A 25702-nucleotide genomic window follows, 5' to 3' on the forward strand; every position below is an offset into this window, starting at 1 on the left:
TTTTAGGTGGGCTAAACAGAAAATAGAATGAACTTTTTAAAAATCACTCAACCCTGAGCACGTCCTTAGAATTCCTAACCATTCATTTTTTCTAATTTTAAAATTCGATTCTAGTGAGATTACTTCCTTTTGTTCGATTTAAAGATTTTTTTACCAATGATCGAACACTTCCTTTTATTTAACTGAATAATTAATTGTTTTTAAAATCAGTAAGCTAATTTAATACCAGTATTTTTCTATTCTGTTTCTCCTTTTAAGTGCCATTTTGAGCTTAAGTGTATTTTGAATATTTGATAATACTTAAAAAGTTATAGTATCAATTCCCAAGAAAATAAAGGAAATTCATAGAATGATAAGTTGAAAAAGTCGAACTAAATTCACTTAATCGAAAAAATACAGAATATGTTGTTTCTCAATATATGTAGCTGTATTCTTGCGTGGCTAAAAATCGGCTCAGCACTTATTTCTAGCGCTTCAAATTATGCACGGTATGGCAGGTAGTTATTCAATGGAAAGACGTTCGTTAAATCTTCACTTTATGACATGCTCTAAAACAGCATTGGCTTCATCTATTGCACTCATAACATCTGTCGTTTATGCAAATGAAGCGGAGGTTTCGCAGCTCCCAACCATTACTGTGAACGCTACACAAAATAGTGATGCACTATACACATCAAAAAAAGTGAGTTTATCTGGTTTTCAAACTGGTGATGTAAAGAAAGTACCTGCATCTATTACCACCATTACATCTGAACGCATAGCAGATCAACACGCAAAAACACTGACCGATGTGATTAAAAATGATTCATCCTTAGGCGATGGTTATGCTGCAATTGGCTACTATCCAAATTTTGTAGCACGTGGTTTTGCGCTTGATTTAGGCTCAAGCTATCTCATTAATGGCCATACCATACGTGGCGAACAAAATGTAGCTTTAGAAAATAAAGAACAAGTTGAAATCTTAAAAGGCATTTCTGCAATTCAAAGTGGAATGTCGACACCAGGTGGTGTGATTAACTATGTAACCAAAAGACCAGCCGATGTTAAAAACATTACAGTCGATGCAAATTCAGAAGGTGGTTATACACTGGCAACGGATGTAGGCGGCTTTGTTAATGATAGTTTTGGTTATCGAATCAATTTAGCCCATGAAAGCATCCATCCAAATGTTGATCACGCAAATGGTAAGCGTGAGTTTGGTTCAGTAGCTTTAGACTGGAAAATTAATGAGCGTTCTAAATTACTGTTTGATATTGAAGCTCAGCATCAAAGTCAACGTTCAGTACCCGGTTATCAACTGCTTGATGGGCAAGAAGTACCAACAAATGTAGATCAAGACCGTTTATTGGGTTACCAGTCTTGGAGTAAACCTGTTGTAAATAACAGTCTAAATGCGAGTTTGAAATATCAATATGCATTTAACGATCAATGGAATGGTAGCTTAAGTGCATCTCAAAGCCGTGTTGTGATTGATGATAATAGTGCTTTCCCATGGGGATGTTATAGCAGCATTTGTGAAGTTACCGGTTTGGGCAATACTTTTGATAAACACGGTAATTATGATATTTACGATTTTCGTAGTCCAGATGACACACGTATAACTAATCAGTTTGCAGCTGGGTTAAATGGACAATTCAACACTGGCAACATTCAGCATCAAATCGCTTTCGAATTACAACGTACATATAAAACCTTAAAGCACCATACACCACTGAATGTAGCGGTAGGAACAGGCAATATCTATGAAGATACGGTCGACTACAGTCCTTCATCGGAAAGCCCTGGCGATCGTTACAAAGCTCTAGAGAGTGATCAGACTGCACTTACTGTATCTGACCGAGTTCAATTTAATGATCAATGGTCAACTCTACTCGGTGGAAAACTGATTCACCTTGATGAGCAAGCTTATAATTCAGATGGGCAGCAAAGCCGTGATACCGATTTAAACAAGTTTCTGCCGCAATTAGCGCTCATGTATAGCCCAACTGCTACGACTAATCTTTATGCTTCATATGCCAAAGGTTTATCGGATGGTGGCGAAGCTCCGTGGTATGCAGAAGCGAATGCTTATCAAGTCCTATCACCTAGAAATTCTGAACAATATGAACTTGGTGTTAAGCAACAAATTCGCAACTTCTTGGTAACAGCAGCTATTTTTGATTTAAAACAAGACAATCAATATACGACTACAAATTCTGCAGGAGAATTAGAATTTGTTGAGCAAGGTGAACAGCATAATCAAGGTATTGAGTTAGGTTTAACTGGTGCCCTAACCGATACACTCGACGTAAGCTCTGGCATTACCTATACCAAATCTCGTCTTGTTGATATTGATAATGACAGCTACAAAGGTCATCAAACTCAAAATGTACCGAAAGTACGCGCAACTGCACAGTTATCTTATAAAGTACCTTCAGTTGAAGGGTTAAGATTATTGAGTGGTATGCAATACAGTAGTAGTAAATATGCAAACAAAGAGGGAACTGCAAAAGTAGGCGGCTATAGCGTCTTTAATATTGGTGCTGCCTATAAAACAAATTTTGCTGGGCATGACACAACTTTTAGATTCAATATTGATAACTTATTTAATAAGAAATATTGGCGTGATGTAGGGGCATTTATGGGAGATGACTATCTGTTCTTAGGTAATCCTCGCACAGCTCAATTTTCTACAACTTTTAGCTTTTAAAAGTTATGGAACAAATAAAAAAGGAGCTTTTAAAGCTCCTTTTTTATTTCAGGAATTAAGCCGACATTTTTGGTTTAACCATATTATTAATCGACAAGATATCATCAAGCACTTGGGCTGATAATAAACCTTCATTTTGAACTAAAGCCAATACGCTTTGCCCAGTTTCGTTTGCAGTTTTAGCAATACGAGTTGTAGTTTCATAACCTAGGTATGGGTTAAGTGCAGTCACAATACCAATTGAATTTTCAACCAAAGCTTTACAGTGTTCAGGGTTCGCCGTAATCGTATCAATACACTTAGTTTGGAACATTGCCATTGCTTTACCAAGCAAGTCCATCGATTCAAACAGTTTGAATGCAATAAGTGGTTCCATTGCATTTAACTGTAATTGACCAGCTTCAGCAGCTAACGTTACAGCCAAATCATTTGCAATGATCTGGAAGCAAGCAAGGTTCATTGCTTCAGGAATAACTGGGTTTACTTTACCTGGCATAATCGAGCTACCTGGTTGACGTGCTTCTAAGGTAATTTCATTAATGCCAGTACGTGGACCACTTGAAAGTAAACGCAAGTCATTGGCAATTTTTGAAAGTTTAGTTGCAGTACGTTTTAATAAACCAGATAAAAGAACAAAGTCACCCATATCAGAAGTGGCTTCAATCAAATCTGGAGCTGACTTAATTTTCTTACCAGAGATTTTTCCAAGTGCTTGAATCGCGAGTTCACGGTAACTATATTCAGTGGTAATTCCCGTACCAATCGCTGTACCGCCAAGATTCATATAAGCTAAAACATTTGGAATAAGCGTATTAATTTGCTCAAGGTCTTTTTGTAGAGTTACCGCAAAAGCACCAAACTCTTGACCTAATGTCATAGGCACAGCGTCTTGTAACTGAGTACGACCCATTTTTAAAATGTGTGCAAACTCTTGAGATTTATTCAAGAAGCTAAGAATCAAATTGTTAAATGGAAGATTTAACTCATCTAGGCTAAGTAATAAACCTAAACGAATTGCAGTAGGGTATACGTCATTTGTTGACTGCGACATATTAATGTCGTTATTTGGATGCAAGTATTGATATTGACCTTTAGAATGGCCCATATATTCTAAAGCAACGTTTGCCAATACTTCATTTGCATTCATATTGGTTGAAGTGCCAGCACCGCCTTGCATCATGTCGATTGGGAACTGGTCATGGAAATTACCACGAATAAGCTGATTACAGCTGTATTCAATCGCTTCAAATTTAGTTTGATCTAAGTTTTTAAGATTATAGTTTGCTTCAGCACAAGCTAGTTTAACCATAGCTAATGCTTTAATTAAATTAGGGAAATTTCCAACTTTGCTATTTGTTAAGTTGAAATTTTCTAAAGCACGTAATGTTTGAACTCCGTAATAATGGTCATTGTTGATTTCTCGATGACCAATAAGATCCTTCTCAATACGGGTAGTAATATCAGCGTTCATCATTAAACTTCGAATTAGTTAAGATGATTCATCTTAGAATTCGAAATGCTTCACTTCTAATGCATTTATTAAAGCAATTATGCATTTTTTGCATAACAAAAAAGAGGGTAGTCGAGAAATAATCGTTGGTATATGAGCGTATATAGAATGAATACTTGTTCTAAAGTTTAATATATTCAAATATTTATTTAATTTTATAGATTGGTCAAAGGTGTGAAAATGTAAGTAAATCAAAATTTATACAGAAAACTAAGCAATCATTTCCGTGTATTAAAATCAAAAAAATATTTGATTTTTCATGTGAAAGTTAATTTATATAAGCAAATAATGAGTTTTGTTTAATAAATTTTAATAAAATTGTGATGCATTTCACATAAAAATATTTATAATACAGAAAATTTTGATTTATTAAGTTTATGTTAAAAGTAACTGCTGCTTTATTAATATTGGGAAGTTTTGCTTGTTATCTCCTTTGGGGTAATGAAGAAAAAGCTGAAACTAAAAGTTCGCACATGCTTAAAGAAGCTGAGCAATCAATTAAGAATGCTGAGTTATCTATTCAAAAAGCTAAACAAAATATCCCTACTGCATCGTATCAATAATTTAGGCATTCAAGATTATTGTCTGTTAAATAATCTTTTGACTGAAATTTTATAAGGTGTAAGCACGCTGTAAAGAGACAAATGCATGAGAATGAAGTTTATTGCATATGATCCTAACTCTGGTGAGAAACTCAGCTTAAAAGAGCATATTCATCACATGGATAAATACACAACTTATGTTTTTTTTAGTGATGAAAAAGACAATATGGTTTTCAATCCACAGAAAAAACAGATATTTGAAATCAGTCAATATACTTCTAATATGATGGTTGAAATTTCAAGAAAGTTATACTACTTGATTGGTGAATATTAGGTCATTTTGATCAACCCGTCTGCGAAAATCGTCACCGCTTTTAAAGGGGACTCAATACGTTTGAGTACACCCAAATAGATACTTTAGTATAATAGTCGGGATTATCTTTTTATCTTATACTCTTTTCAAATATTGTATTTAAATCCAATCAATTATTATGACTGCTTAAATCCTGAAATGAGGTAAGGTAATCATTTTCTTATCAATTATTACTTTACCAACCCATTGAGTGAGTAAAAAAATCATTTTTCATATTTTTTGGGTTAGGCAAAGTAAAAAGGGTATGAAAATAGATTTTTTAACTACCTTTTATAGTGGAAAAGTATCTTAATTAAGATTCTGAAAAATTTAATCAATAACATAAGGATTGGTTATTGAAACAGTTTACAGTCCGCATTCTTCCCCAAGGTGCGGACTTTTTTTATCAAAAAATGTACAAATATAAGTTCGTGCTTATTTCTAAAAGTTATCTTGTTAAGATCGCTTATTTATTTTTATGATGGGTTTTTATTGTTTGATTTAAATAATTTTTTTTAGCTGAATTGTACTTATGTTCATCTCTTGTCTCGTGAAAACAAAACCTATTATTTTCTTATCTTCTTTTCTATGTCAGAATTATTAAATACTTAATTTTATAGATTGGCTTTGTCCTTTCACTTCTCGCATTTTTGCAGGTACTCCCTATGTTTTATCATTCTTTCTCATCACTAAATTTATTTATGCTACTTCCCAAAAATATCAATTAATAAAATTACAAATCTAAAAGGGAATAGATAAGATGAATTTAGAAGTCCGTTGGGTAGAGGATCTCCTCACATTAGAACGTGAACGTTCAATCTCAAAAGCAGCAGAGAAAAGATTTATTAGCCAGTCTGCATTTACTCGAAGAATTCAACAAATTGAAGAAATGATTGGTGCTGAAGTCATTATTAGGAACAACAAAAACAACATCGAATTTACAGACATTGGTCGAATTTTATTAGTGATGTCTAAAAATATTGAAAAACAGGTAGAGGAGACCGCAAAACTCATTAAAAATATTAAAAATGAAACTGAATCGACCATTCGTTTCTGCGTTGTTCATTCTTTAGCTTCTGGATTTTTAACTACTTTTTTAAAGAAATTTCCTACACTTATTCGTGATTTAAAAATTGAAATTGTCGCAACGAATAGTGGAGAAGGCCTGTCTTTGTTAAAAGAAGGTGCTTGTGACTTTATGATTTGCTATGCAGATAAAAGCAATATTAGAAAAGTTGGGGATGATATTTTAAGTGGTATCAAAATTGCTGAAACGGTTATTGTACCGGTTTCTGCAACTGAACCTGACCACAGTCCTAAACATACAATACAAAGTAATTTTGCTCTGCTAGCGTATAGTAAACACGCGTACTTAAGAAAATTGGTAGATCAACTGATTGAAGGTAAGCTTGTATATAAAACGTTATATGAAACAGATAATGCCACTAATTTAAAAGAGCTGGTTTTACAAGGTCTAGGAGTTGCTTGGATTCCAAAAATTAATGTTGAAGAAGACCTTGCAGCCGGAAAATTAGTCATTTTAGACCAACAAGAATATTGCCTTGCTCAAGATATTTACATCTTCAAAAATAATTTGAGTGATAATAAGTCGGTACAGAAAATATGGAATGGTTTTAAAGGCCAGCAAGACCAATAACGTCTACTCATTTGAAATGATGAAGTACACGATATTTATATATAAATTAAGCAAATAAGTAGATTATGCTTTGGCCTTTACGATGAAAGGCAGTATAAAGCATTGCCCCTTGTCTAAATTCTTTGATAATTTAGAGTAAATTTCAATAAGTCAAAAGTAGAGTATAGGAGTATTTATCTCTTTCATACCTACTTTGAACTTATTTCAATGGATTATTGAGTCCAAGCGGAGACAATTTTGTTTGATCTAGACAGTAGATTATTAAATATTTTTTATCATATTTATCGGTTCAAAAGTGTTTCAATGGCTGCAGATGCCATTGGTTTGACACAGCCGAGCGTTAGTAATGGTCTAAACAAAATCCGCCAACATTTTAATGATCCTTTGTTTATTCGAGTCGGTAATGAAATGATTCCGACTGAACTGGCAAAGCAAATTTTTCCACTCATTAGCGAAGTTATTGATAAGGTTGAAAGCATTAATAATTTTAATGTGAACTTTGATCCGTTGACCTCAGATCAGTTGTTTACGATTGCGATGACTGATGTATCTCATTTGGTTTTATTGCCGCAACTGACCAATTATTTAAAAGAAAAAGCTCCTTTGATTCGTTTAAATATTAGGCCGATTACACCAGAAACTAGCTATCAAATGGCAAACGGTGAAATTGATCTAGCCATAGGTTTTTTACCGCAGTTAGAAGAAGGTTTTTATCAGCAGAAGTTTTTTCGTCAACACTATGTCGTAATTAGCTCAAAAAGCCATCCACGTTTAGACCCAAATAATTTCACTTTAGAGGATTATATGCGTGAATCTCACATCGATATTGATGCGGGTATTGGGCATTATCACATTAAAAATGAGCTGCAGAATAAAGGGCTGGACCGAAATATTTTAATTCGCTTACCAAGTTATTTAGGTGTGGGATTGGTCGTTCAGGAAACAGATGCTATTGCCACTGTGCCATATTATTTAAGTCAGGTTTTATTGGTTAGAGAGAACTTACAGATTTTACCGGCACCGCTTGATTTTCCAACTTATGATGTTAAGCAACATTGGCATATGTCTTGTCACCACAAGAGTAGCCATAAATGGTTCCGTCAAACCTGTTATGAACTATTTAAAACTGCTTAAGAGTTTTAATTATAAAAAAGAAGATGTAAGAAAATCCTTACATCTTCTTTTAATTTTAAATTAAATTTCAATCGCAACGGCTGTTGCTTCACCACCACCAATACAAAGGGCAGCGACACCTTTCTTTTTACCTAAGCGTTTTAATGCATAAATAAGAGAAAGAATAATTCTTGAACCTGTAGCACCAATTGGATGGCCCAATGCACATGCACCACCATGGACGTTTACTTTTGCTTCATCAATTCCTAGCTCATGAATTGGTGCCATTGCCACCATTGCAAAAGCCTCATTAATTTCCCAAGCATCTACTTCATCAACAGACCAACCAGCACGCTCAAGTACTTTTTGAATTGCACTAATTGGAGCAATTGTGAATTCGCTTGGATGCTGAGAGTGAGTCGAAGTTGCCACAATTTTTGCTAAAGTATTTAACCCGTGACTTTGAGCATATTCTTCAGTGGTAAGTACTAATGCAGCAGCACCATCAGAAATAGAGCTTGAGTTAGCGGCTGTAATTGTGCCGTCCTTGCTAAAAGCAGGGCGTAAAGTCGGAATTTTCTCAAGATTTGCTTTTAATGGTTGCTCATCTTGATCAATAACTTCGACACCTTTACGGGTTTTTACTTCAACAGGAACAATCTCTTCTTTGAAATAACCTTCCGTAATCGCAGTTTGCGCTTTTTTAAGTGAAGAAATTGCAAAGTCATCCATTTGCTCACGGGTAAAGCCTTTGGTATTTGCCATGTCTTGAGCAAAAGACCCCATTAAACGACCTGTTTCTGCATCTTCGAGGCCATCTAAAAACATATGATCCTTAATTTCGCCGTGTCCCATACGATAACCACCGCGAGCTTTAGGCAAAATATAAGGTGCATTCGTCATAGATTCCATGCCGCCAGCCACAATAATATTGGCACTGCCTGCTTTTAAGGTATCTGATGCCATTAACACCGCTTTCATTGCAGAGCCGCAAAGTTTATTAATGGTCACAGCTCCGACATGATCAGGCACGCCAGCTTTACGCATGGCTTGACGAGCAGGGCCTTGACCAATACCTGCACTGAGTACACAACCGAAAATCACTTCATCTACTTGTTCAGGCTTAACACCTGCACGTTGGATCGATTCGCGGATGACAGCAGCGCCAAGTTCTGGAGCAGTTAGAGAAGATAAACTACCCTGAAAACCACCCATTGCAGTACGGCTACCTGAAACTATAACAATTGAACTCATCTTAATATCTCTTATTGGTGTATTTGCTAAATTTGCCTTTAGCCTAAACTAAAGGCGCCACTAAATTAAAAAGTTGGAGGGGTATAGCTGAGCGTTCTACCAAAGAACCACAGCAAGAATAAAACTAAAGGAAAATGCACAACGAGCTGTGTCACTGTAAAACCAATCACATCTTTTGCTTTTAGTTTTAAAATGCCTAACATTGGAAGCATAAAGAATGGATTGATTAAGTTTGGTAAAGCTTCGGCTGCATTATAAATTTGTACAGACCAGCCTAAATGAACCTTTAAATCATTTGCTGCTTGCATAACATATGGGGCTTCAATAATCCATTTTCCACCACCTGAAGGTACAAAAAATCCAAGTACCGCAGAGTAAATTCCCATCACAATTGCAAAGGTTTCTTTTGAAGCGATTGAAACGAAAAATTCGGCAATATAATGTGACAGCGATAAGTCTTGGCTATTTAAAGCTTGGGTCATAATAAAGGCGATGCTTCCGTACAGTGGAAATTGGATTAAGATTCCCGATACTGCCGGAACTGCTTTTGCAACAGCATTTAAAAAGTTCCGTGGTGTGCCATGTAAAGCTAACCCAAGCATTAAAAACACGAAGTTGTAGGTGTTGAGACTTGAAATGGCAATGATGGGATTGCTTTTTGAAAATTCAAAAAACATCCAGATTAAGCCTAAAACCACCACAATAATCGTTAAGATAGGCGAATTTTCTAACCAGTCACCTGGACGAGTAGATTTTGCTTCATTTGTTTTTTCTTCTTCAAATTGCACATCAAAACTATCAATGGTTTTAACGCTATTGCCTTTTGGGGCAGACCAATATGCAATAGCGATTGAAACAATCACTAAAATAATGGTCATTGCAATTGATTGCCAAAGGAAAATCGTTTCGGTAAATGGAATAACACCAGTCAGGTTATAAATTGACTCAGGTAAACTGGTTTTATTTGCCTGAAGCTGTGCTGCTGATGAACTAATTCCAAGAGCCCAAGTTGCACCCATACCAATGATTGCGGCTGCCGCAGCAGCACGATAATCCATATTCAGCTCTTTACGTTTTGCTAATGCAATCACTAAAAGTGCAGTAAGAATCGTACTTATTGCCCAATTGACTAGTGAAATTAATAAACTAACGGTTGCCACCAAAACAATAGCACCACGTCCAGAACTTGGAATACGCGCCATTTTTTGGATCAGGAATTTTACGGGCTTAGATACAGAAACGACATAACCTACAATAATGAGCATAGTCATTTGCAGGGTAAAGGGAATAAGACTCCAGAAGCCATTACCAAATGAAGTCGCTACATCATGGATTGGAGCACCAATACCCAAGGCGGCAACAGAGACAATAATGACGCCAAGCAGAGCAAAAATATATGAATCAGGAAACCATTTTTCAGACCAGTCACTAATCCGAAGAGCAAATCTTTCAAAAATTCCTTGCTGTTTTTCCATAGCTGAAAAAATCCTTCTCATTCTTATTTATAGACAGCACATCCGGTGCTTGATAGGGCTAAGACTCAAGCTCACTTACTAACTTGAGTCTTGTACAGCTAACTAAGCCTTAGAATTTACGCGACTAAGGTTTTATAAAACTCGACACCTGTAGCAGCTTGAATTTGTTCGAGCGTTACGTCTTTAGCAAGTTCAATGAGCTCTACACCTTGTGGCGTAATATCCATTACGCCTAAGTCTGTAATCACGCGGTGAACAACACCTTTACCTGTTAAAGGCAAACTACAGTTTTTCACGATTTTTGGTGTACCGTCTTTTGCGCAGTGTTCCATTAGAACAACAACTTTTTGAACACCAACAACCAAGTCCATTGCACCGCCCATACCTTTGACTTTTTTACCCGGAATCATCCAGTTCGCTAAGTCTCCTTTTTCAGAAACTTCCATTGCACCTAAAATTGCAATGTTGACATGGCCACCACGAATCATGGCAAAAGATTCTGAGCTTGAGAAAAAGGCTGCACCAGGGCGAGCAGTAACCGTTTGTTTGCCGGCATTAATTAAATCGGCATCGACAGTTTCTTCAGTCGGGAATTCACCAATACCTAATAAGCCATTTTCAGATTGAAGCCAAACATTAATATTCTCAGGAATATAATTGGCAACAAGGGTAGGTAAGCCAATACCTAAATTGACATAAAAACCATCTTCAAGTTCTTTTGCAGCACGTTGTGCCATTTCATTACGTGACCAAGCCATTTTATACTGCCTCCGTGCTTAAAGTTTTATGCTCAATGCGTTTTTCAGGTGATGCGTTTAATACAATGCGGTTCACATATATACCTGGTAAATGGATTTCATCCGGATCCAATTCACCAATTTCAACCACCTGTTCAACTTCTGCAATTGTAATTTTTCCAGCCATTGCGCATTCGGGATTAAAATTCTGAGCAGTTTTACGAAATACTAAATTACCTGCCTTGTCTGCCTTATATGCTTTAACAAGAGCTACATCGGCTGTTAAAGATTCTTCTAAAATGTAATTTTTGCCGTTAAAAATACGTTCTTCTTTACCTTCAGCAATGAGTGTACCTACACCAGTTTGTGTATAAAATGCTGGAATTCCAGCACCTCCAGCACGTAACTTTTCAGCTAAGGTGCCTTGTGGGGTTAGTTCAACTTCTAATTCACCATTTAAATATTGGCGCTCGAATTCTTTATTTTCACCCACATAAGAAGAGATCATTTTTTTGATCTGTTTGGTTTGAAGCAATATACCTAAACCAAAATCATCTACACCTGCGTTATTCGAAATACATGTGAGACCAGTCACACCACTTTGCTTAACTGCAACAATTAGTTTTTCCGGAATTCCACACAAACCAAAACCACCAACAGCAAGTGTTTGATTGTCTGCAATTACATCTTTCAGTGCTGCCTCTGCGTTGGCATAAACTTTATTCATTCTGTTGTTTTCCTATATCCCTTAGTGTTTCTAGTTTTAGCATCACATTTTGTGTTATAGAAGTTAATTTTTTTAAATGATTAATAAGTATAATCAATGAATAATATCAAATTAAGAACAAAACTTAAGACGCATACAAGCTAAAAAATTTAAAAATTACTCTGCAACATATTGAAACTTATAAAAATTAAAGAATTTAACTTATCCATAAGCTTAACTTATACTAAAAGACAATCTTTAATTTTTTAAAATTTATATTGAACCAGTGCCTCAATAAATTGAGCAGAAATATTTGAAATTTCAAAGTTCTTTTTATAAACAATTCCTACTGTTTTATGAATGGCTTCATCTTTTAAATCAATCAGAACGTTATGTTCTTTATCAATGTGTTTAGCAAAATGCCTTGGAATTGCACTTACCCCAATTCCATAAGCAACGAAACTTGAAAGAGATGAAATTTGGTGGCATTCAACTTTTAAATCGAGCGTTATATTATTTCGCAAACAATTTTGCTCAACTAAATATCGAACAATTGAGGGTTTTTGCAAGGTTACAAATGGATTTGAACAAAGCTCATGCCATGTAATAGAAGATGATTGAGCGAGGGGGTGACTCTTAGGTAATAGAGCTAAGAAGTCTTCTTCAAACAACGGTTTAAACTCTAAACCTTCGGTGAGATCAGGTTCAAAACAAATACCAAGCTCAAAAATACCATCTTGTACTTTTTCTATAATGGTCTCATTTGGAATATCGTGAATTGAAAAATTAAGATTGGGATGGACGGCTAAAAATTGATGAATCACCTCTGGCAAAATTGCATGGGTCACAAAGGGCATTGAGGCAATACTTAATGTTCCACGATTGAGCTTAAACCGTTGTTTAACATCGTTCTCCATTTCATCCCAATTGGCAAGGAGTTTTTTTGCATATGGAATGAGCGATTTGCCTTCTTGGGTAAGCTCAACACGGCGTGTATTACGGTTAAAGAGCTTTCCGCCTAATTCTTCCTCTAAGCTTTTAATGGTGAGACTTAAAGCAGACTGGCTGAGATGTAACTCTAAAGAAGCATTGGCATAGTTGAGTGTACGCGCAAGGGCCAAAAAAGCTTTTAGTTGTTTAAGCGTCATTTCTTTCCTTTAAATTACTCAACTTACCTAGAAGAGTAATTTATACGAAAATTTACCTAATATGATGTTTTTTGACAAAAAATTATGAAAAATAAAAATCATGGACTTATTTAACAGAGAGCCAGAAATAAATGTAAAAATCTTGAATTACTTTAATAAATTGTCCCAACAAAACTCGTCTCTATTATTAGAAAAATATATAAACACGCCAATTACATGGAAAAACAAATAACCTAGCCAAATTGCTTGAGGAGCAACTTTCAAGCCTTCTAATAAAACAGTTGTTGAATAGATTGCCAATAAAAAGGTGAAGAGAATGACGTATGTAGTACTCACTACAAATTTATATTTCGGTGCTAGATGAGGGATTTTATAACCAATAAGAATTTGCATCCCGCAATTTATGATCAATGAAATTATACCTACAAAGACTTGTGGCATATTTAGAGATGTTAAAGAGAGTTGCGTAATTATAAAAATAGCTTGCCACAGTACAAACATCCCCAAAGGATACAGTATAAATTTAATCCACATCATATTTTGTTTTCTTATCAATATTTTACTTCGCTATTGTATTAAATATTTTAAATTAAATAAATATTATTTTTTCAAAATTTATTTTCCAAAAATATCAAGATATAAAGTCATTCTAATTTCAATTAATATATCTATGAATTTTTAAATTCTTTAAAATTTAATGTAAAAGATAAATAAGTTATATAAGGGTATAATTGATGAATAAAACTATTCTTGGCTTAATGGTAGTACCACTTGTATTGAGTGGATGTATAAAAAAAGCAGAGGAAAAACCAACAGAAAAAACGGAAAAAACCTCTACTATAAAAGCAACTGAACAGCCTCCAAAAGAAGAAAATATAATTCCTGCTATGCTAGTACGTAATTTTCTTGTGAAGTTTCAACAACCCAAAATTTGTGCTCCAAATCCAGATGTTGATGGAATTGTATGTACCTCTAAAGAAGCGATTGCACTTAAAAGTAATATTGAATGGATTGATCAAGTAATCGATAAGGAAATCCGTAAAGATTATGCAGATGCTCTTACACCTCCTTCAGAAAAGCAAAAGCAACTAAATCAAACCCAAGCTGAAGGGTTTAATAACTGGTCACAGAGTGTGGTTTATCGCTTTAATGGACAGTTTGGCCAATATGTGCAAATTTCGAAAGTAAGTTCAGAATATTCTGGCGGGGCTCATGGTATAGCAACTTTTGAAGATTATATTTTTGACTTAAAAAGTAAAAAACGCATTGAATTAAAAGATATTGTTATCAATGGAAAGATGAATGCGCTTAAAGAAGAATTGTGGAAACAATACGGATATTGGTGTCAAGAAAAAGATATGCAGCCTTATATTAGTAAAGAAGACTTTAAAGTAAGTGAAAATTTCTATATTAATCAATCAGGCGGGATTACATTTGATTTTCAGCTTTACGAATTGGCTCCATATGCTGCAGGTCCTGTGAGTTTAGAACTCTCTGATACAGATCAACTGATAAAATCAGATTTTTTACCGCCAATGCCTACTTTAAAAACTGAAATGTAAAAATAACTCCTGCCTAATCCGATAAAGATAGTAGAGCAAAATTTTTATATTAATTTACAATCTCTAGTAAATGGTAATAGTCACAATGGCACAGAATTTTTTGAGGAAGAGGATTATTTGGAGTCTCTATTAAAGAGCCCTGTGAAGACAGAACTCACTATTTATGTAACACAGAAGATTTTGAGTTTTTGATTATCTCAACTTATTTCTTGGTGGCTATTGCTGCTAATAGAAGCCCTCCACTTAAAGCAATATGTTCTAATACAATTTGGAAATCCTGAGTTCTTTGTGGTTCAGCTAATTTCCAAAAAGGATGTCCAATAGGAATACAAAGTAAAGTGAAAATGGCTAGTATTCCTGCACCCAACCATGTAAGCCCTGCAAAATTTGAAATAAGTAGAATTGATCCTATAAGTTGAATGGCTATAGTTGCAAAAGCAAATAATTCAGGAAGTGGTAAATTTGCTCCAATCATTTCATTAACAACAGTATCAAAGTTAAACACACCAAAAATACCAGCGATTAAAAAGAATGAAGATAAAACTATTCGCCCAATAACTAATGTGTAATTACTTGATAAAGTATTATGAATTAAGGATGCCATAAGAAGATTATTCCTATATAGAGTTGATGGTAATGATCGTTACCATCATACTTTTGTACATGGTAATGTCAAGAACCATGGCACGCCTTTTATTTTGTAGGAAAGAATTGTGATAAGTGAAAGTACCAAAACCAATCAAATTGATAATAAAAATCGCCTTATAATTCAAACAGTAGGTGATCTTTTTCTAGAGTATGGTTACTCAAGAGTTTCTATTAATTTAATTATTTCCAAGATCGGGGGGTCTAAAAGAGATCTATATGCTCAGTTTGGTGATAAGGAGGGGCTTTTTAGGAGTGTGATTGCGGATGTGTGCCAGCAAGTACTTGATCCACTAAAAGCCTTACCAGTAGAAGGTGGCTCAATTGAGCAAGCTCTTACTTCTTTTGGAAGAATATTTTTATCAGTACTTTTATCTTCTCGCGTAATTGCTTTACAGAAACTGGTACTTTCAGAAGCGACTCGTTATCCAGAGTTTGCAAAAACATTTGTACAATTAGGTCCAGTTAGTGCATATAACTTAGCAGCAGAACTTTTAATGAAAAGGGCTGAGGTTGGGGAGATAAGAGTTTCAAAACCGAAAGTCATGGGTGCTTTATTTTGCGATATGCTCATCTCAGATCTACAATTTAAAATTATATCTGGTGAAATAGTTACTGATAGTCAAATAGATGAACGTGTTGAAATGGCAGTTTTAACTTTCCTAAATGGTATAAAAAGCTAAAGTTCGGTTCAACTGAGCGAATACACTTGCGCAAAATCCGTAAAATTAATGAACAAGATCTGAAATGTTAAATTTTACACATTATTAAAGTGGATAATATCATGAAAAAAAACATTTTTTTAGCTTTAGTTCTGGGCTTAGTTGGGTGCTCAACAGCTCCAGTTGTTCCGAATACAGCAAAACCGATACCTAATGAGAGAGTGTACAATCAGAACTATTTAAAGAAACAGTCTCCTGAACAAGCAAAAGTTACTTTTTCACGAGATAAAGGTTTTCTAGGATCTGGTTGTACTCATGATATGTATGTAAATAACGAAAAAGTATTTTCAATTCGCTCAAACGAAATAGCTACAATTTATCTTGAGCCTACATATTATATCTTTAGATTAGAAACTGGTGGGGGAATGTGCCCAAATATTGCCACTTCTCAAGAAACAGAAGTCAAATCAGGGGCAGAGATAGAATATCGAATTTTACTTCCATCTGACTTTAATTTAAGACTAACTCGAATGAAATAAGAGAGTAAGATCTTTTGTCTAAAGCAAACAAGCAATATCAGATTTTAATTAAACTCACTCGTCATTAGGTGGGTTTTTCTTATTCGCTAATAGATTATTGATCTCAACTAACAAAATATTTATTAAATTAATTTATAAAATATATTATTCAATTGGCTTTATTAAATAATATAGAAACATTAATTTAATTTACTCAATAATTAACAAGTTTTATAAAACAATAATATTTTTTTAATAATTAAATTTTACCAAGAGAGCCAAATAAGCGCTTGTATTTTATTGGTATTTAAAAATTTCAATAAATTACATTGTTTTTAAATATTTTAGTGATATTTTATTTTTAAGCTCATTTACCTATTACCATCCATAGATATTGTGATTTTTATCATTATAGGTTTGGGATAACCTAAATATCTTTTGGTAATTTTATTGAACCTAATATCTATTCTTTAGGGAGAAAGAATATATGTGGGAATTATTTGTAATTCTACTTTCGCTTGGGCTGTTAATGTATACAGCTTACAAGGGCTTTTCTGTCATTCTCATGGCACCAATTTGTGCCTTACTTGCAGTTTTACTCATTAACCCAGCCAATGTTTTACCGTTTTATTCGGGTGTTTTTATGCCCAAAATGGTGAACTTTATTAAAGATTACTTTCTTGTGTTTTTGCTGGGGGCAATTTTCGGTAAAGTCGTTGAAATGTCAGGAATTGCTGAGTCTATTGCTCGCACCATTGTAAGATGGATTGGGGCAAAAAAAGCAATTTTAACGGTTGTATTACTAGGTGCTATTTTAACCTATAGCGGTGTAAGTTTATTCGTTGCTGTATTTGCAATTTATCCCTTTGCAAACCAGCTATTTAGACAAGCGAATATTCCAAAACGTTTAATTCCAGGAACCATTGCGCTGGGTGCATTTACATTTACTATGGATGCTTTGCCTGGTACACCGCAAATTCAAAATGTAATTCCAACCACATTCTTTGGCACCAATATTTATGCCGCACCATTTCTAGGAATTATTGGTGCTATTTTTGTTCTATGCATGGGTTTGGCTTACTTAGAATGGCGTCGCCGAGCTGCTGCAAAAGCTGGCGAAGGCTTCTCGGGTTTTGGCGTAGACAATACGCCATCTCAAGAAATTGAAGCCGATATGAACTTGCAAAATAATGGAAGTACGGCTCGTCAGTTTTTAGCGTTTGTGCCTCTCATTCTTGTTGCCGTAATGAACAAATATTTGTCTAAAGCAATCAAAGAGTGGTATCCAAATGGTTTTGATTTTGCTGCAGTTGGATTAGCGGATTACACCGTAGACGTTGCAAAAACTGGTGCGATCTGGGCAGTTGGTCTTGCGCTGATTGTCGGGATTATTACTGCAATTTTGTTTGATTATCAACGTGTAGTGACGAACTTCAAAGAAGGCATTAATGCCAGTATTGGTGGCTCACTTTTAGCTGTGATGAATACAGCTTCTGAGTATGGTTTCGGTGCAATTATTGCGTCATTACCGGGTTTTGCCATGATTAGTCATGCAATGAGCAGTACTTTTACAAATCCATTAGTCAATGGGGCTGTGACAACAACTGTTTTAGCAGGTATTACTGGTTCAGCTTCTGGGGGTATGAGTATCGCTTTAAGTGCGATGGCTGAACAATATAACGCCGCGATTTTAGCTGCGGGTATTCCACCAGAAGTCATGCACCGTGTAGTTGCGATGGCGTCAGGCGGTATGGATACGCTTCCGCATAATGGTGCCGTTATCACTTTACTCGCTGTTACAGGCTTAACCCATAAACAATCGTATAAAGATATTTTTGCAGTCACGGTAATTAAAACGTTAGCGGTATTTGTGGTCATTACGGTCTTTACCGTAACAGGTATTGTTTAAATCAGCACGTTATAAGTATTAAGGAGTAAATAAATGACAAAACTTTTAGACGGTAAGGTGGCTTTTATTACAGGTTCTGCAAGTGGTATCGGTCTAGAGATTGCTAAGAAATTTGCTCAAGAAGGTGCCAAAGTTGTTATTTCTGATATGAATGCCGAAAAGTGTCAAGAAACGGCGAGCTCACTTAAAGAGCAAGGTTTTGATACCTTATCTGCACCATGTGATGTGACCGATGAAGTTGCTTATAAACAAGCTATTGAGCTCACTCAAAAGACCTTTGGTACGGTTGATATCTTAATTAATAATGCTGGTTTCCAACATGTTGCGCCTATTGAAGAATTTCCAACGGCTGTTTTTCAAAAGCTAGTTCAAGTCATGTTAACTGGGGCATTTATTGGTATTAAACATGTTTTTCCAATCATGAAAGCTCAAAAATATGGTCGTATTATTAATATGGCGTCAATTAATGGCTTGATTGGTTTCGCTGGGAAGGCAGGTTATAACAGCGCTAAACATGGAGTAATTGGCCTAACAAAAGTTGCCGCATTAGAATGTGCACGTGACGGTATTACGGTAAATGCTCTATGCCCAGGTTATGTAGATACACCATTGGTTCGTGGGCAAATTGCAGATTTGGCTAAAACCCGTAATGTGAGTTTAGACAGCGCACTTGAAGATGTAATTTTGGCAATGGTTCCTCAAAAGCGTTTACTCTCTGTTGAAGAAATTGCTGACTATGCGATTTTCCTTGCGAGTAGCAAAGCAGGTGGGGTAACAAGCCAAGCTGTCGTGATGGATGGCGGTTATACGGCCCAATAATTTAATTGTTTTATAAAAGCCGCTTATTCTATATAAGCGGTTTTTTATTCGTTAAAATTTACGATAGTCTGCTGTTCAAAATAATGCTTTATCTCTACTATAACTTGTTATAAAAAACTAAGAAAATAAGTTCGTTAGGGTATAAATTTATACTTTAAAGGTATTTAACTTATTTCCATTTTTAAAATTTAATAGAGTATGAGAAAGTAATATTTACGCTATTTCCTGATTAGATATTTTCAGGAAAACTCGTCAATTAAAGGGTATTAATTGGCATACAAGTTGCTTTTTTAGCAATAAGTTTTAGCTAGGTGAAAAGGATATGATATCACTCAGCCAACAGATGGAACTCAATCATTATTCACGCAAAGCTGAATTTGCGCAGAATCTGATGTCCACAATTTGTGGTGAACACCGTCTAGACACAATTTACAAAAATAATCTCGATTTCCACTATGACGGAATGCGTTTGCCCAATAAAAAAATGGCAATCGGCACAATCAGTTATGGTGCAAACGTCGCTATCAACATCTCAAATTTAAAAGCTTATAGCATTAGTTTACCTATACAGGGGCGACAAGCTCTTAACATTCGTGGTGCACATTATCAATCTGATGAAAACAGAGGCCTAATTGTTTCAAATAATGATCAACAAGATCTGATTATCGATAAAGACTGTAGAAAATTTCAGGTGGTTATTCCTGAGCGAAGTATGCAGATTGTCCTTGCAGATTTACTGAATAAACCTATAGAAACGCCTATCATTTTTAACCCTGAAATGCACTTAGACTCTGAGCAACTGATTGGAGCGTGGTGGAAGAATATTCAGAATTTTTTACAGCTAAAATCGCAATATAGCAATTTTTATGGTTTACAGATGTTATCTGAAGACTATGAAAATTTTGTAATTAAAGCCTTACTATTATCTCAAGAAAACAACTACTCTGAAGCTTTAAAGTCACTCTCACATCAAGATGAGCCAGCTTATATTCGAAAGGTTCGTAATTTTATTATTGAACATGCTCACGAAGAAATCTGTGCAGAAGACTTGCAGCGTTTGGCGGGGGTTTCAAAATCAAAATTGTATGATGAATTTCAACAATACTACGGCACCAGCCCAATGTCGTATTTGAAAAAATATCGTCTTCAACAAATTTACAAAATCTTGAGCACTACAGGAGCAGATAGAAAGATTTCTATTTCAAAGCTTGCCTATGACTGGGGCTTTAATCACTTAAGTCGTTTTTCTCAAGAATATCGTGAAGAGTTTGGCGAAAATCCAAGTGAGACTAAAGGCAAAATTTTCTGATATTTAACTTTCGCAATAAAAAACTGATTTAAGTAATTAAATCAGTTTTTTATTTATTGCTTAATATTTATAGACTTTCTTCAAGTTTTAACACTTGTTTGTGTTTAGATTTTTCATAGATCACTTTCAGGCTAAGTGCAGTAAATGAGATGAAAGTTGGTAAAGCGAGAATAAAGAAAATACCGCTTAAACTTAAGTTAAAGGTGAAAATGAATGAGCCAAAGAAAGCACCTAAAATTGCACCGATACGACCAATACCATGCATCCATGAAACACCAACCGCGCGGCACACTGCTGGGTAGAACATAGCTGCAAGTGGCAGTAATGAGGACTGTGCACCAGCCAGTAATGCACCAATTAAGAAGATAGTAAGGCCTAATAAGAAAATATTTGAGCTCACTAGACCAGCAACAATAAATAGGCTGAAAGCGATGAGATATGAATATTTAATCACTGTAGTTGGGTTTAGTTTATCCATGTACCATCCCATAATGGTTGCGCCAATTACACCGCCAAAAGGGAAAATCGCAGCAATTAAACTAAACTGTTGGGTACTAAAACCTGCTGTTTTTAAAATCGTTGGCATCCAGCTTGTTAAAAGATAGAACACCAAAAGACTGGAAAAACAGCAGATCCAAAGCATGCTTGAACCCCACAAATATTTTCCTAAAACCACTTTAACCGGATTTTCATCTGAAGGATTTTCTGCTTGAGCTAAAATAAGTTTTACTGGCTCTTGGAAGGAATGGCCTTGAATATTTTCTAAAATACGCTGCGCTTTATCTTGTTGATGACGTGTAATTAAGTATTGAGTTGATTCAGGTAATTTAAGTAATAAAGCAACCACTAAAATTAGCGGAATACTTCCGCCAATAATAATCACTTTGGCCCAGCCATAGCTTTCTAACAGATAAGCTGATAACACACCGCCACAAGAAATACCCAGCATAAATCCACAGCCAGCAAGCCCTGTGAGAAATGCTTTACGTTTTACAGGCATATATTCTGAGACAATGGTACTAATGTTTGGCATAGCTGCGCCTAAACCTACGCCAGTAATAAAGCGATAAATCATTAAGTCTTGAGTTGAATTAGCAAAGCCACACAAAATCGTAAATATAGAAAATAAAAGACTTGTAAAAACAATAACACCTTTACGGCCAAATTTATCGGCTAAGGGGCCAGAAATGATTGCACCAATTGACATACCGACTAAAGCAGCACTTAAAACGGGAGCAAGTTGAGGCTTGGTAATTCCCCAATCATCCAGTAATGCTGGTGCAACAAAACCAATAATTCCTGTGTCTAGACCATCACAGAAAAAGACAAAAAAGCCTAGGATAAAAACCATCCACTGTAGTGGAGACAGTTTTTCGCGATTGATAATCGTGTTTGCATCTATCGTTTTCATATGTATTCCTTCTTAAAATTATTTCATTCCCTAAGTAATTCAATGTATTCGTTACAAAACCTGTGTCTTTGATTGAACTATTTTTAACCAACCTTCACTATCCAATAAGTCCTAATCTTCATCCATTTTTTCTAAATGAGATAAAAAGCATTCATTTCACTTTTAATTTAATCTTTTGAAATATAGGTGTTTCTTATTTTTAATTTTTTATCCAGTTTGATTGATTTTGATAATTGCGCAGAGATTGGATAGTGCTTGCAGCTTTTGGACAGTCTAAAAAATTTTCAGATAGAAGATAAAGCCATAACAATGTCAGGAGTTGACACTATGGCTGGTCAAACCATTCAAATTCAAACTGCATCTGGAAAGCAGTTCGGTGCATATCTAGCGACACCAGAAACAGGAAAAGGTCCCGGTGTGGTGCTTTGTCAGGAAATCTTTGGGGTGAATGCAGCAATGCGGGAAAAGGCAGATTTTCTTGCAGAAGAAGGCTATACCGTTTTAGTACCTGATTTATTTTGGCGTGTAGCACCTAATATTGAACTGGGTTACACACCAGAAGATTTTCAAAAAGCTTTTGAACTTTATCAGCAATATGACGAAAACCTCGGTGTTGAAGATATTCAAGACAGCTTAGCTTTTTTAAAGACACGACCAGAATGTGATACCTCTACAGGTCTCGGCGTGGTGGGCTATTGTTTAGGTGGAAAGCTAGCTTACTTGGCAGGCTGTCGACTTTCGGAAGTGGCATGTGCCATAGGTTATTACGGTGTAGGCATTGAAAAAGCGTTAGATGAGTTAGCTAACGTAAAAGGGCGTTTGGTTTTACATATTGCAGAACTGGACCAATTTACACCGCCAGATGCGAGACAAGCGATTGTCGATGCAGCTAATCAATATTCAAATGTACAAGCTTATGTTTACGAAGGCGTTGATCATGCCTTTGCACGACCAAAAAGCAACCATTACCACAAACCTTCAGCACGCTTTGCTCACGAGCGTACAGTAACAGCTCTACATGAAACGATTGGACCGAAATATGACCTAGTCGCACTCTGGGAAGAGCATATCCGTCATGAATTCGATACGCGTGACGTCCCCGCAACTATGGCAACAATGGTCGCAGAACCTTATGTCAACCATATTCCAACGTTAACTGGTGGGGTAGGCCAAAGCCAGCTTGCTCGTTTTTATCAGTATCACTTTGTTCATCAAAACCCGAAAGATATGAAGATCACTTCGATCTCTCGTACGGTTGGCTCAACGCAAGTGGTAGACGAGTTCATTATGAGCTTTACACACGACGCTGAAATTGACTGGTTATTACCGGGTGTAAAACCAACTGGTAAATACGTCGAAATTCCAATGTTAGGTGTAATTCAGTTCAGAGGTTCAAAGCTGTGTCATGAGCATATTTACTGGGACCAAGCATCGGTGCTCGTTCAAATTGGTTTATTAGACCCAACAGGCTTACCAGTTGCAGGTGTCGAGACAGCGCGAAAACTTCTTGATGAAGATCTTCCTTCCAATACGTTGATGCCATCTTGGTCAAGTAGTGAAGGCAAGCCAGTCAGTTAAGGAGTATTTGCAATGAATATAAATTTAAGAGGAAAAGTTGCTGTGGTGAGCGGCGGTGCAACACTGATTGGTAAAGCTGTTGTACAAGCCTTGGTGAGTGCAGGTGCTCATGTCGCTATCTTAGATATTGATGCCAAAGGTAAGGCGATTGCCGAAAGCTTTAACCATGGCGTGATGTTTATTCAAACCGATTTAACCAGCGATGCGGCTATTCAACAAGCTGTGGCGGATATTCACCAACATTTAGGTGAAGTGAGTTACTTGGTCAATCTGGCATGTACCTACTTAGATGACGGTTTTAAATCTTCACGTCAGGATTGGATACAAGCACTCGATCTTAATTTGGTCTCTACAATTGAGCTGAGCCGTGCTTTATACAATGACCTAAAAAAGCAGCAAGGTTCAATTGTTAACTTTACTTCCATTTCAGCCAAAGTGGCACAAACAGGGCGCTGGTTATATCCGGTTTCTAAGGCCGCGATACGTCAACTCACACAAAGCATGGCAATGGATTTTGCTGCCGATGGTATTCGCGTCAATTCGGTTTCTCCGGGTTGGACATGGTCTCGTGTCATTGCAGAAGTCAGCGGTAATAACCGTGAAAAAGCCGATAGCGTGGCAGCCGATTATCACTTACTAGGCCGATTGGGTCATCCCGAAGAAGTCGCCAATGTTGTTTTGTTTTTATTGTCATCCGCTGCGAGTTTTGTCACCGGAGCAGATTATGCGGTCGACGGTGGCTATTCAGTAATGGGCCCTGAAGGATCACAGCCCGCTATTCCACGTTTAGCCGAATAGCACAGCGTTTTAAAAGCACATTTAGAAAATTATGGAGAATATTATGCGCCGTATTGCAATTGTTGGAGCAGGACAGTCTGGTTTACAGCTTGGTTTAGGCTTATTAGATACAGGCTATGACGTGACCATGATCACCAACCGTACTGCCGATGAAATCCGTCAAGGTAAAGTCATGTCAAGCCAGTGTATGTTTCATACCGCTTTACAAACTGAACGTGACTTGGGACTAAATTTCTGGGAAGAACAATGTCCAGCCGTAGAAGGCATTGGGCTAGCTTTAGTGAACCCTGAAAATGGTGGTAAAGCATTTGAATGGAGCGCTCGTCTTGAGCGCTACGCTCAATCGGTCGATCAACGCGTCAAAATGCCCTATTGGATGGAAGAATTTGAACGCCGTGGCGGTCGATTGGTGATTCAAGATGTAGGAATAGAAGGGTTAGAACAACTCGCAAACGACTACGAGCTTGTATTGCTCGCGGCTGGTAAAGGTGAAGTTGTTAAACAGTTTGAACGTGATGATGTACGAAGTGTTTTTGATAAACCGCAGCGCGCTTTGGCTTTGACCTACGTCAAAAACATGAAGCCAATTTCACCTTATTCACGTGTGACTTTTAACATTATTCCTGAAGTCGGGGAATACTTTTCATTTCCGGCACTAACCATCAATGGGCCTTGCGACATTATGGTGTTCGAAGGTATTCCAAATGGGCCAATGGACTGTTGGCAAGATGTGAAAACACCAGAACAGCACATGCAATGTAGTCTGGACTTACTCAAGAAATTTGTGCCTTGGGAATATGAACGCTGCTCAAATGTTGAATTAACTGATGCTGGCGGTTATTTGGCAGGGCGTTTCCCACCGACCGTACGCAAACCCGTTTTAACCTTACCGTCTGGCAAGAAAATTTTTGGTATGGCAGATGCCTTAGTGGTCAATGATCCAATTACCGGCCAAGGCTCAAATAATGCGGCTAAGTGTAGCAAGATCTATTTTGATGCCATTTTAGCCAATGATAATCAAAGCTTTAGCGAACAATGGATGGTTCAAACTTTTGAACGCTATTGGGCTTACGCAGAAAAAGTCGTGGCTTGGACCAATAGCTTGTTATTACCACCAGAGCCTCATGTCGTTGAACTCCTAGCAGCTGCAAGCCAGAACCAGCGCATTGCTTCAATTATGGCCAATAACTTTGATGACCCGCGCGCCTTTGCTCCGTGGTGGTTTGATGCAAATCAGGCTCAAGCATTCTTAGCTTCAAAAAACACAGCAAAAGTGGCCTAAGGTCAAAATATCAAAGGGAGATTTAA

The 25702-nt window shown here is 36.4% G+C and carries 23 protein-coding genes; 14 read left to right on the forward strand and 9 right to left on the reverse strand.

Annotated elements, in window-relative coordinates:
- The first annotated feature begins 481 nt into the window (after nt 1-481).
- Entirely contained in the window at nt 482-2689 is a 2208-nt protein-coding gene (locus GO593_RS16225) for a TonB-dependent siderophore receptor (RefSeq protein ID WP_000546108.1), read from the forward strand.
- A 55-nt stretch (nt 2690-2744) separates the two neighbouring features.
- Here the strand turns inward: GO593_RS16225 and GO593_RS16230 are convergent, their stop codons facing one another.
- Complete coding sequence (locus GO593_RS16230; protein ID WP_000980438.1) at nt 2745-4163, reverse strand: aspartate ammonia-lyase; 1419 nt, start codon at nt 4161-4163, stop codon at nt 2745-2747.
- Between the two features lie 413 nt (nt 4164-4576).
- On the opposite strand from GO593_RS16230, the gene GO593_RS16235 reads away from it, so the two are divergent.
- The 4 genes from GO593_RS16235 (at nt 4577) to GO593_RS16250 (ending at nt 7884) form a co-directional block, all read left to right on the forward strand.
- Nucleotides 4577-4762: a hypothetical protein gene (locus tag GO593_RS16235; RefSeq protein WP_000922092.1), complete on the forward strand. Its 186-nt coding sequence runs from the start codon at nt 4577-4579 to the stop codon at nt 4760-4762.
- Nucleotides 4763-4853: 91 nt separating this feature from the next.
- Nucleotides 4854-5075: a hypothetical protein gene (locus tag GO593_RS16240; protein ID WP_000668585.1), complete on the forward strand. Its 222-nt coding sequence runs from the start codon at nt 4854-4856 to the stop codon at nt 5073-5075.
- Nucleotides 5076-5853: 778 nt separating this feature from the next.
- A complete protein-coding gene (locus tag GO593_RS16245; RefSeq protein WP_001047848.1) occupies nt 5854-6750 on the forward strand; it encodes a LysR substrate-binding domain-containing protein in 897 nt (298 codons plus the stop codon).
- A 237-nt stretch (nt 6751-6987) separates the two neighbouring features.
- Entirely contained in the window at nt 6988-7884 is an 897-nt protein-coding gene (locus GO593_RS16250) for a LysR family transcriptional regulator (RefSeq protein ID WP_001983834.1), read from the forward strand.
- A gap of 60 nt (nt 7885-7944) precedes the next feature.
- On the opposite strand, the gene GO593_RS16255 is transcribed toward GO593_RS16250, so the two are convergent.
- From GO593_RS16255 to GO593_RS19185, 6 genes are all read right to left on the reverse strand, one after another.
- Complete coding sequence (locus GO593_RS16255; protein WP_000095308.1) at nt 7945-9117, reverse strand: thiolase family protein; 1173 nt, start codon at nt 9115-9117, stop codon at nt 7945-7947.
- A gap of 65 nt (nt 9118-9182) precedes the next feature.
- Nucleotides 9183-10592: a short-chain fatty acid transporter gene (locus GO593_RS16260; RefSeq protein WP_000414929.1), complete on the reverse strand. Its 1410-nt coding sequence runs from the start codon at nt 10590-10592 to the stop codon at nt 9183-9185.
- A 116-nt stretch (nt 10593-10708) separates the two neighbouring features.
- Nucleotides 10709-11350, reverse strand: coding sequence for a 3-oxoacid CoA-transferase subunit B (locus GO593_RS16265; RefSeq protein ID WP_000312583.1), 642 nt, complete (start codon nt 11348-11350; stop codon nt 10709-10711).
- Between the two features lies 1 nt (nt 11351).
- Complete coding sequence (locus GO593_RS16270) at nt 11352-12056, reverse strand: CoA transferase subunit A (RefSeq protein ID WP_001045563.1); 705 nt, start codon at nt 12054-12056, stop codon at nt 11352-11354.
- A 245-nt stretch (nt 12057-12301) separates the two neighbouring features.
- A complete protein-coding gene (locus tag GO593_RS16275) occupies nt 12302-13183 on the reverse strand; it encodes a LysR family transcriptional regulator (RefSeq protein ID WP_000172956.1) in 882 nt (293 codons plus the stop codon).
- A 147-nt stretch (nt 13184-13330) separates the two neighbouring features.
- Entirely contained in the window at nt 13331-13720 is a 390-nt protein-coding gene (locus GO593_RS19185; protein WP_000989978.1) for a hypothetical protein, read from the reverse strand.
- A 197-nt stretch (nt 13721-13917) separates the two neighbouring features.
- Here GO593_RS19185 and GO593_RS16285 point away from each other — a divergent pair, with 197 nt between their 5' ends.
- Nucleotides 13918-14745 carry an RsiV family protein gene (locus GO593_RS16285; protein WP_001044076.1) on the forward strand — a complete coding sequence of 276 codons (828 nt, stop codon included), beginning with the start codon at nt 13918-13920 and terminating at the stop codon, nt 14743-14745.
- 202 nt (nt 14746-14947) lie between these two features.
- Here GO593_RS16285 and GO593_RS16290 read toward each other — a convergent pair whose 3' ends face one another.
- Entirely contained in the window at nt 14948-15349 is a 402-nt protein-coding gene (locus GO593_RS16290; protein WP_000157576.1) for a DoxX family protein, read from the reverse strand.
- Between the two features lie 109 nt (nt 15350-15458).
- Here GO593_RS16290 and GO593_RS16295 point away from each other — a divergent pair, with 109 nt between their 5' ends.
- From GO593_RS16295 to GO593_RS16315, 5 genes are all read left to right on the forward strand, one after another.
- Nucleotides 15459-16073, forward strand: a complete 615-nt coding sequence (locus tag GO593_RS16295) for a TetR/AcrR family transcriptional regulator (protein WP_000622632.1) — start codon at nt 15459-15461, stop codon at nt 16071-16073.
- A 101-nt stretch (nt 16074-16174) separates the two neighbouring features.
- The gene (locus GO593_RS16300) at nt 16175-16591 is read left to right on the forward strand and encodes a hypothetical protein (RefSeq protein WP_000739328.1); all 417 of its coding nucleotides are present in this window, start codon (nt 16175-16177) and stop codon (nt 16589-16591) included.
- 466 nt (nt 16592-17057) lie between these two features.
- Nucleotides 17058-18479, forward strand: a complete 1422-nt coding sequence (locus GO593_RS16305) for a GntP family permease (protein WP_000263722.1) — start codon at nt 17058-17060, stop codon at nt 18477-18479.
- 33 nt (nt 18480-18512) lie between these two features.
- On the forward strand, nt 18513-19298 hold the full coding sequence (locus GO593_RS16310; protein ID WP_000163857.1) for a 3-hydroxybutyrate dehydrogenase: 786 nt from the start codon (nt 18513-18515) through the stop codon (nt 19296-19298).
- A 322-nt stretch (nt 19299-19620) separates the two neighbouring features.
- Complete coding sequence (locus GO593_RS16315) at nt 19621-20607, forward strand: AraC family transcriptional regulator (RefSeq protein WP_001983827.1); 987 nt, start codon at nt 19621-19623, stop codon at nt 20605-20607.
- A 67-nt stretch (nt 20608-20674) separates the two neighbouring features.
- On the opposite strand, the gene GO593_RS16320 is transcribed toward GO593_RS16315, so the two are convergent.
- The gene (locus GO593_RS16320) at nt 20675-22018 is read right to left on the reverse strand and encodes an MFS transporter (protein ID WP_000848252.1); all 1344 of its coding nucleotides are present in this window, start codon (nt 22016-22018) and stop codon (nt 20675-20677) included.
- A gap of 327 nt (nt 22019-22345) precedes the next feature.
- Here GO593_RS16320 and GO593_RS16325 point away from each other — a divergent pair, with 327 nt between their 5' ends.
- From GO593_RS16325 to GO593_RS16335, 3 genes are read left to right on the forward strand one after another with little or no spacing between them, the layout of a single operon-like run.
- Complete coding sequence (locus GO593_RS16325) at nt 22346-23596, forward strand: dienelactone hydrolase family protein (RefSeq protein WP_000918653.1); 1251 nt, start codon at nt 22346-22348, stop codon at nt 23594-23596.
- A gap of 12 nt (nt 23597-23608) precedes the next feature.
- A complete protein-coding gene (locus GO593_RS16330; RefSeq protein ID WP_001024688.1) occupies nt 23609-24394 on the forward strand; it encodes an SDR family oxidoreductase in 786 nt (261 codons plus the stop codon).
- 43 nt (nt 24395-24437) lie between these two features.
- On the forward strand, nt 24438-25676 hold the full coding sequence (locus tag GO593_RS16335; RefSeq protein WP_001252590.1) for a styrene monooxygenase/indole monooxygenase family protein: 1239 nt from the start codon (nt 24438-24440) through the stop codon (nt 25674-25676).
- Nucleotides 25677-25702: the final 26 nt, after the last annotated feature.

Source organism: Acinetobacter baumannii (assembly GCF_009759685.1).
Taxonomy (GTDB): Bacteria; Pseudomonadota; Gammaproteobacteria; order Pseudomonadales; family Moraxellaceae; genus Acinetobacter; species Acinetobacter baumannii.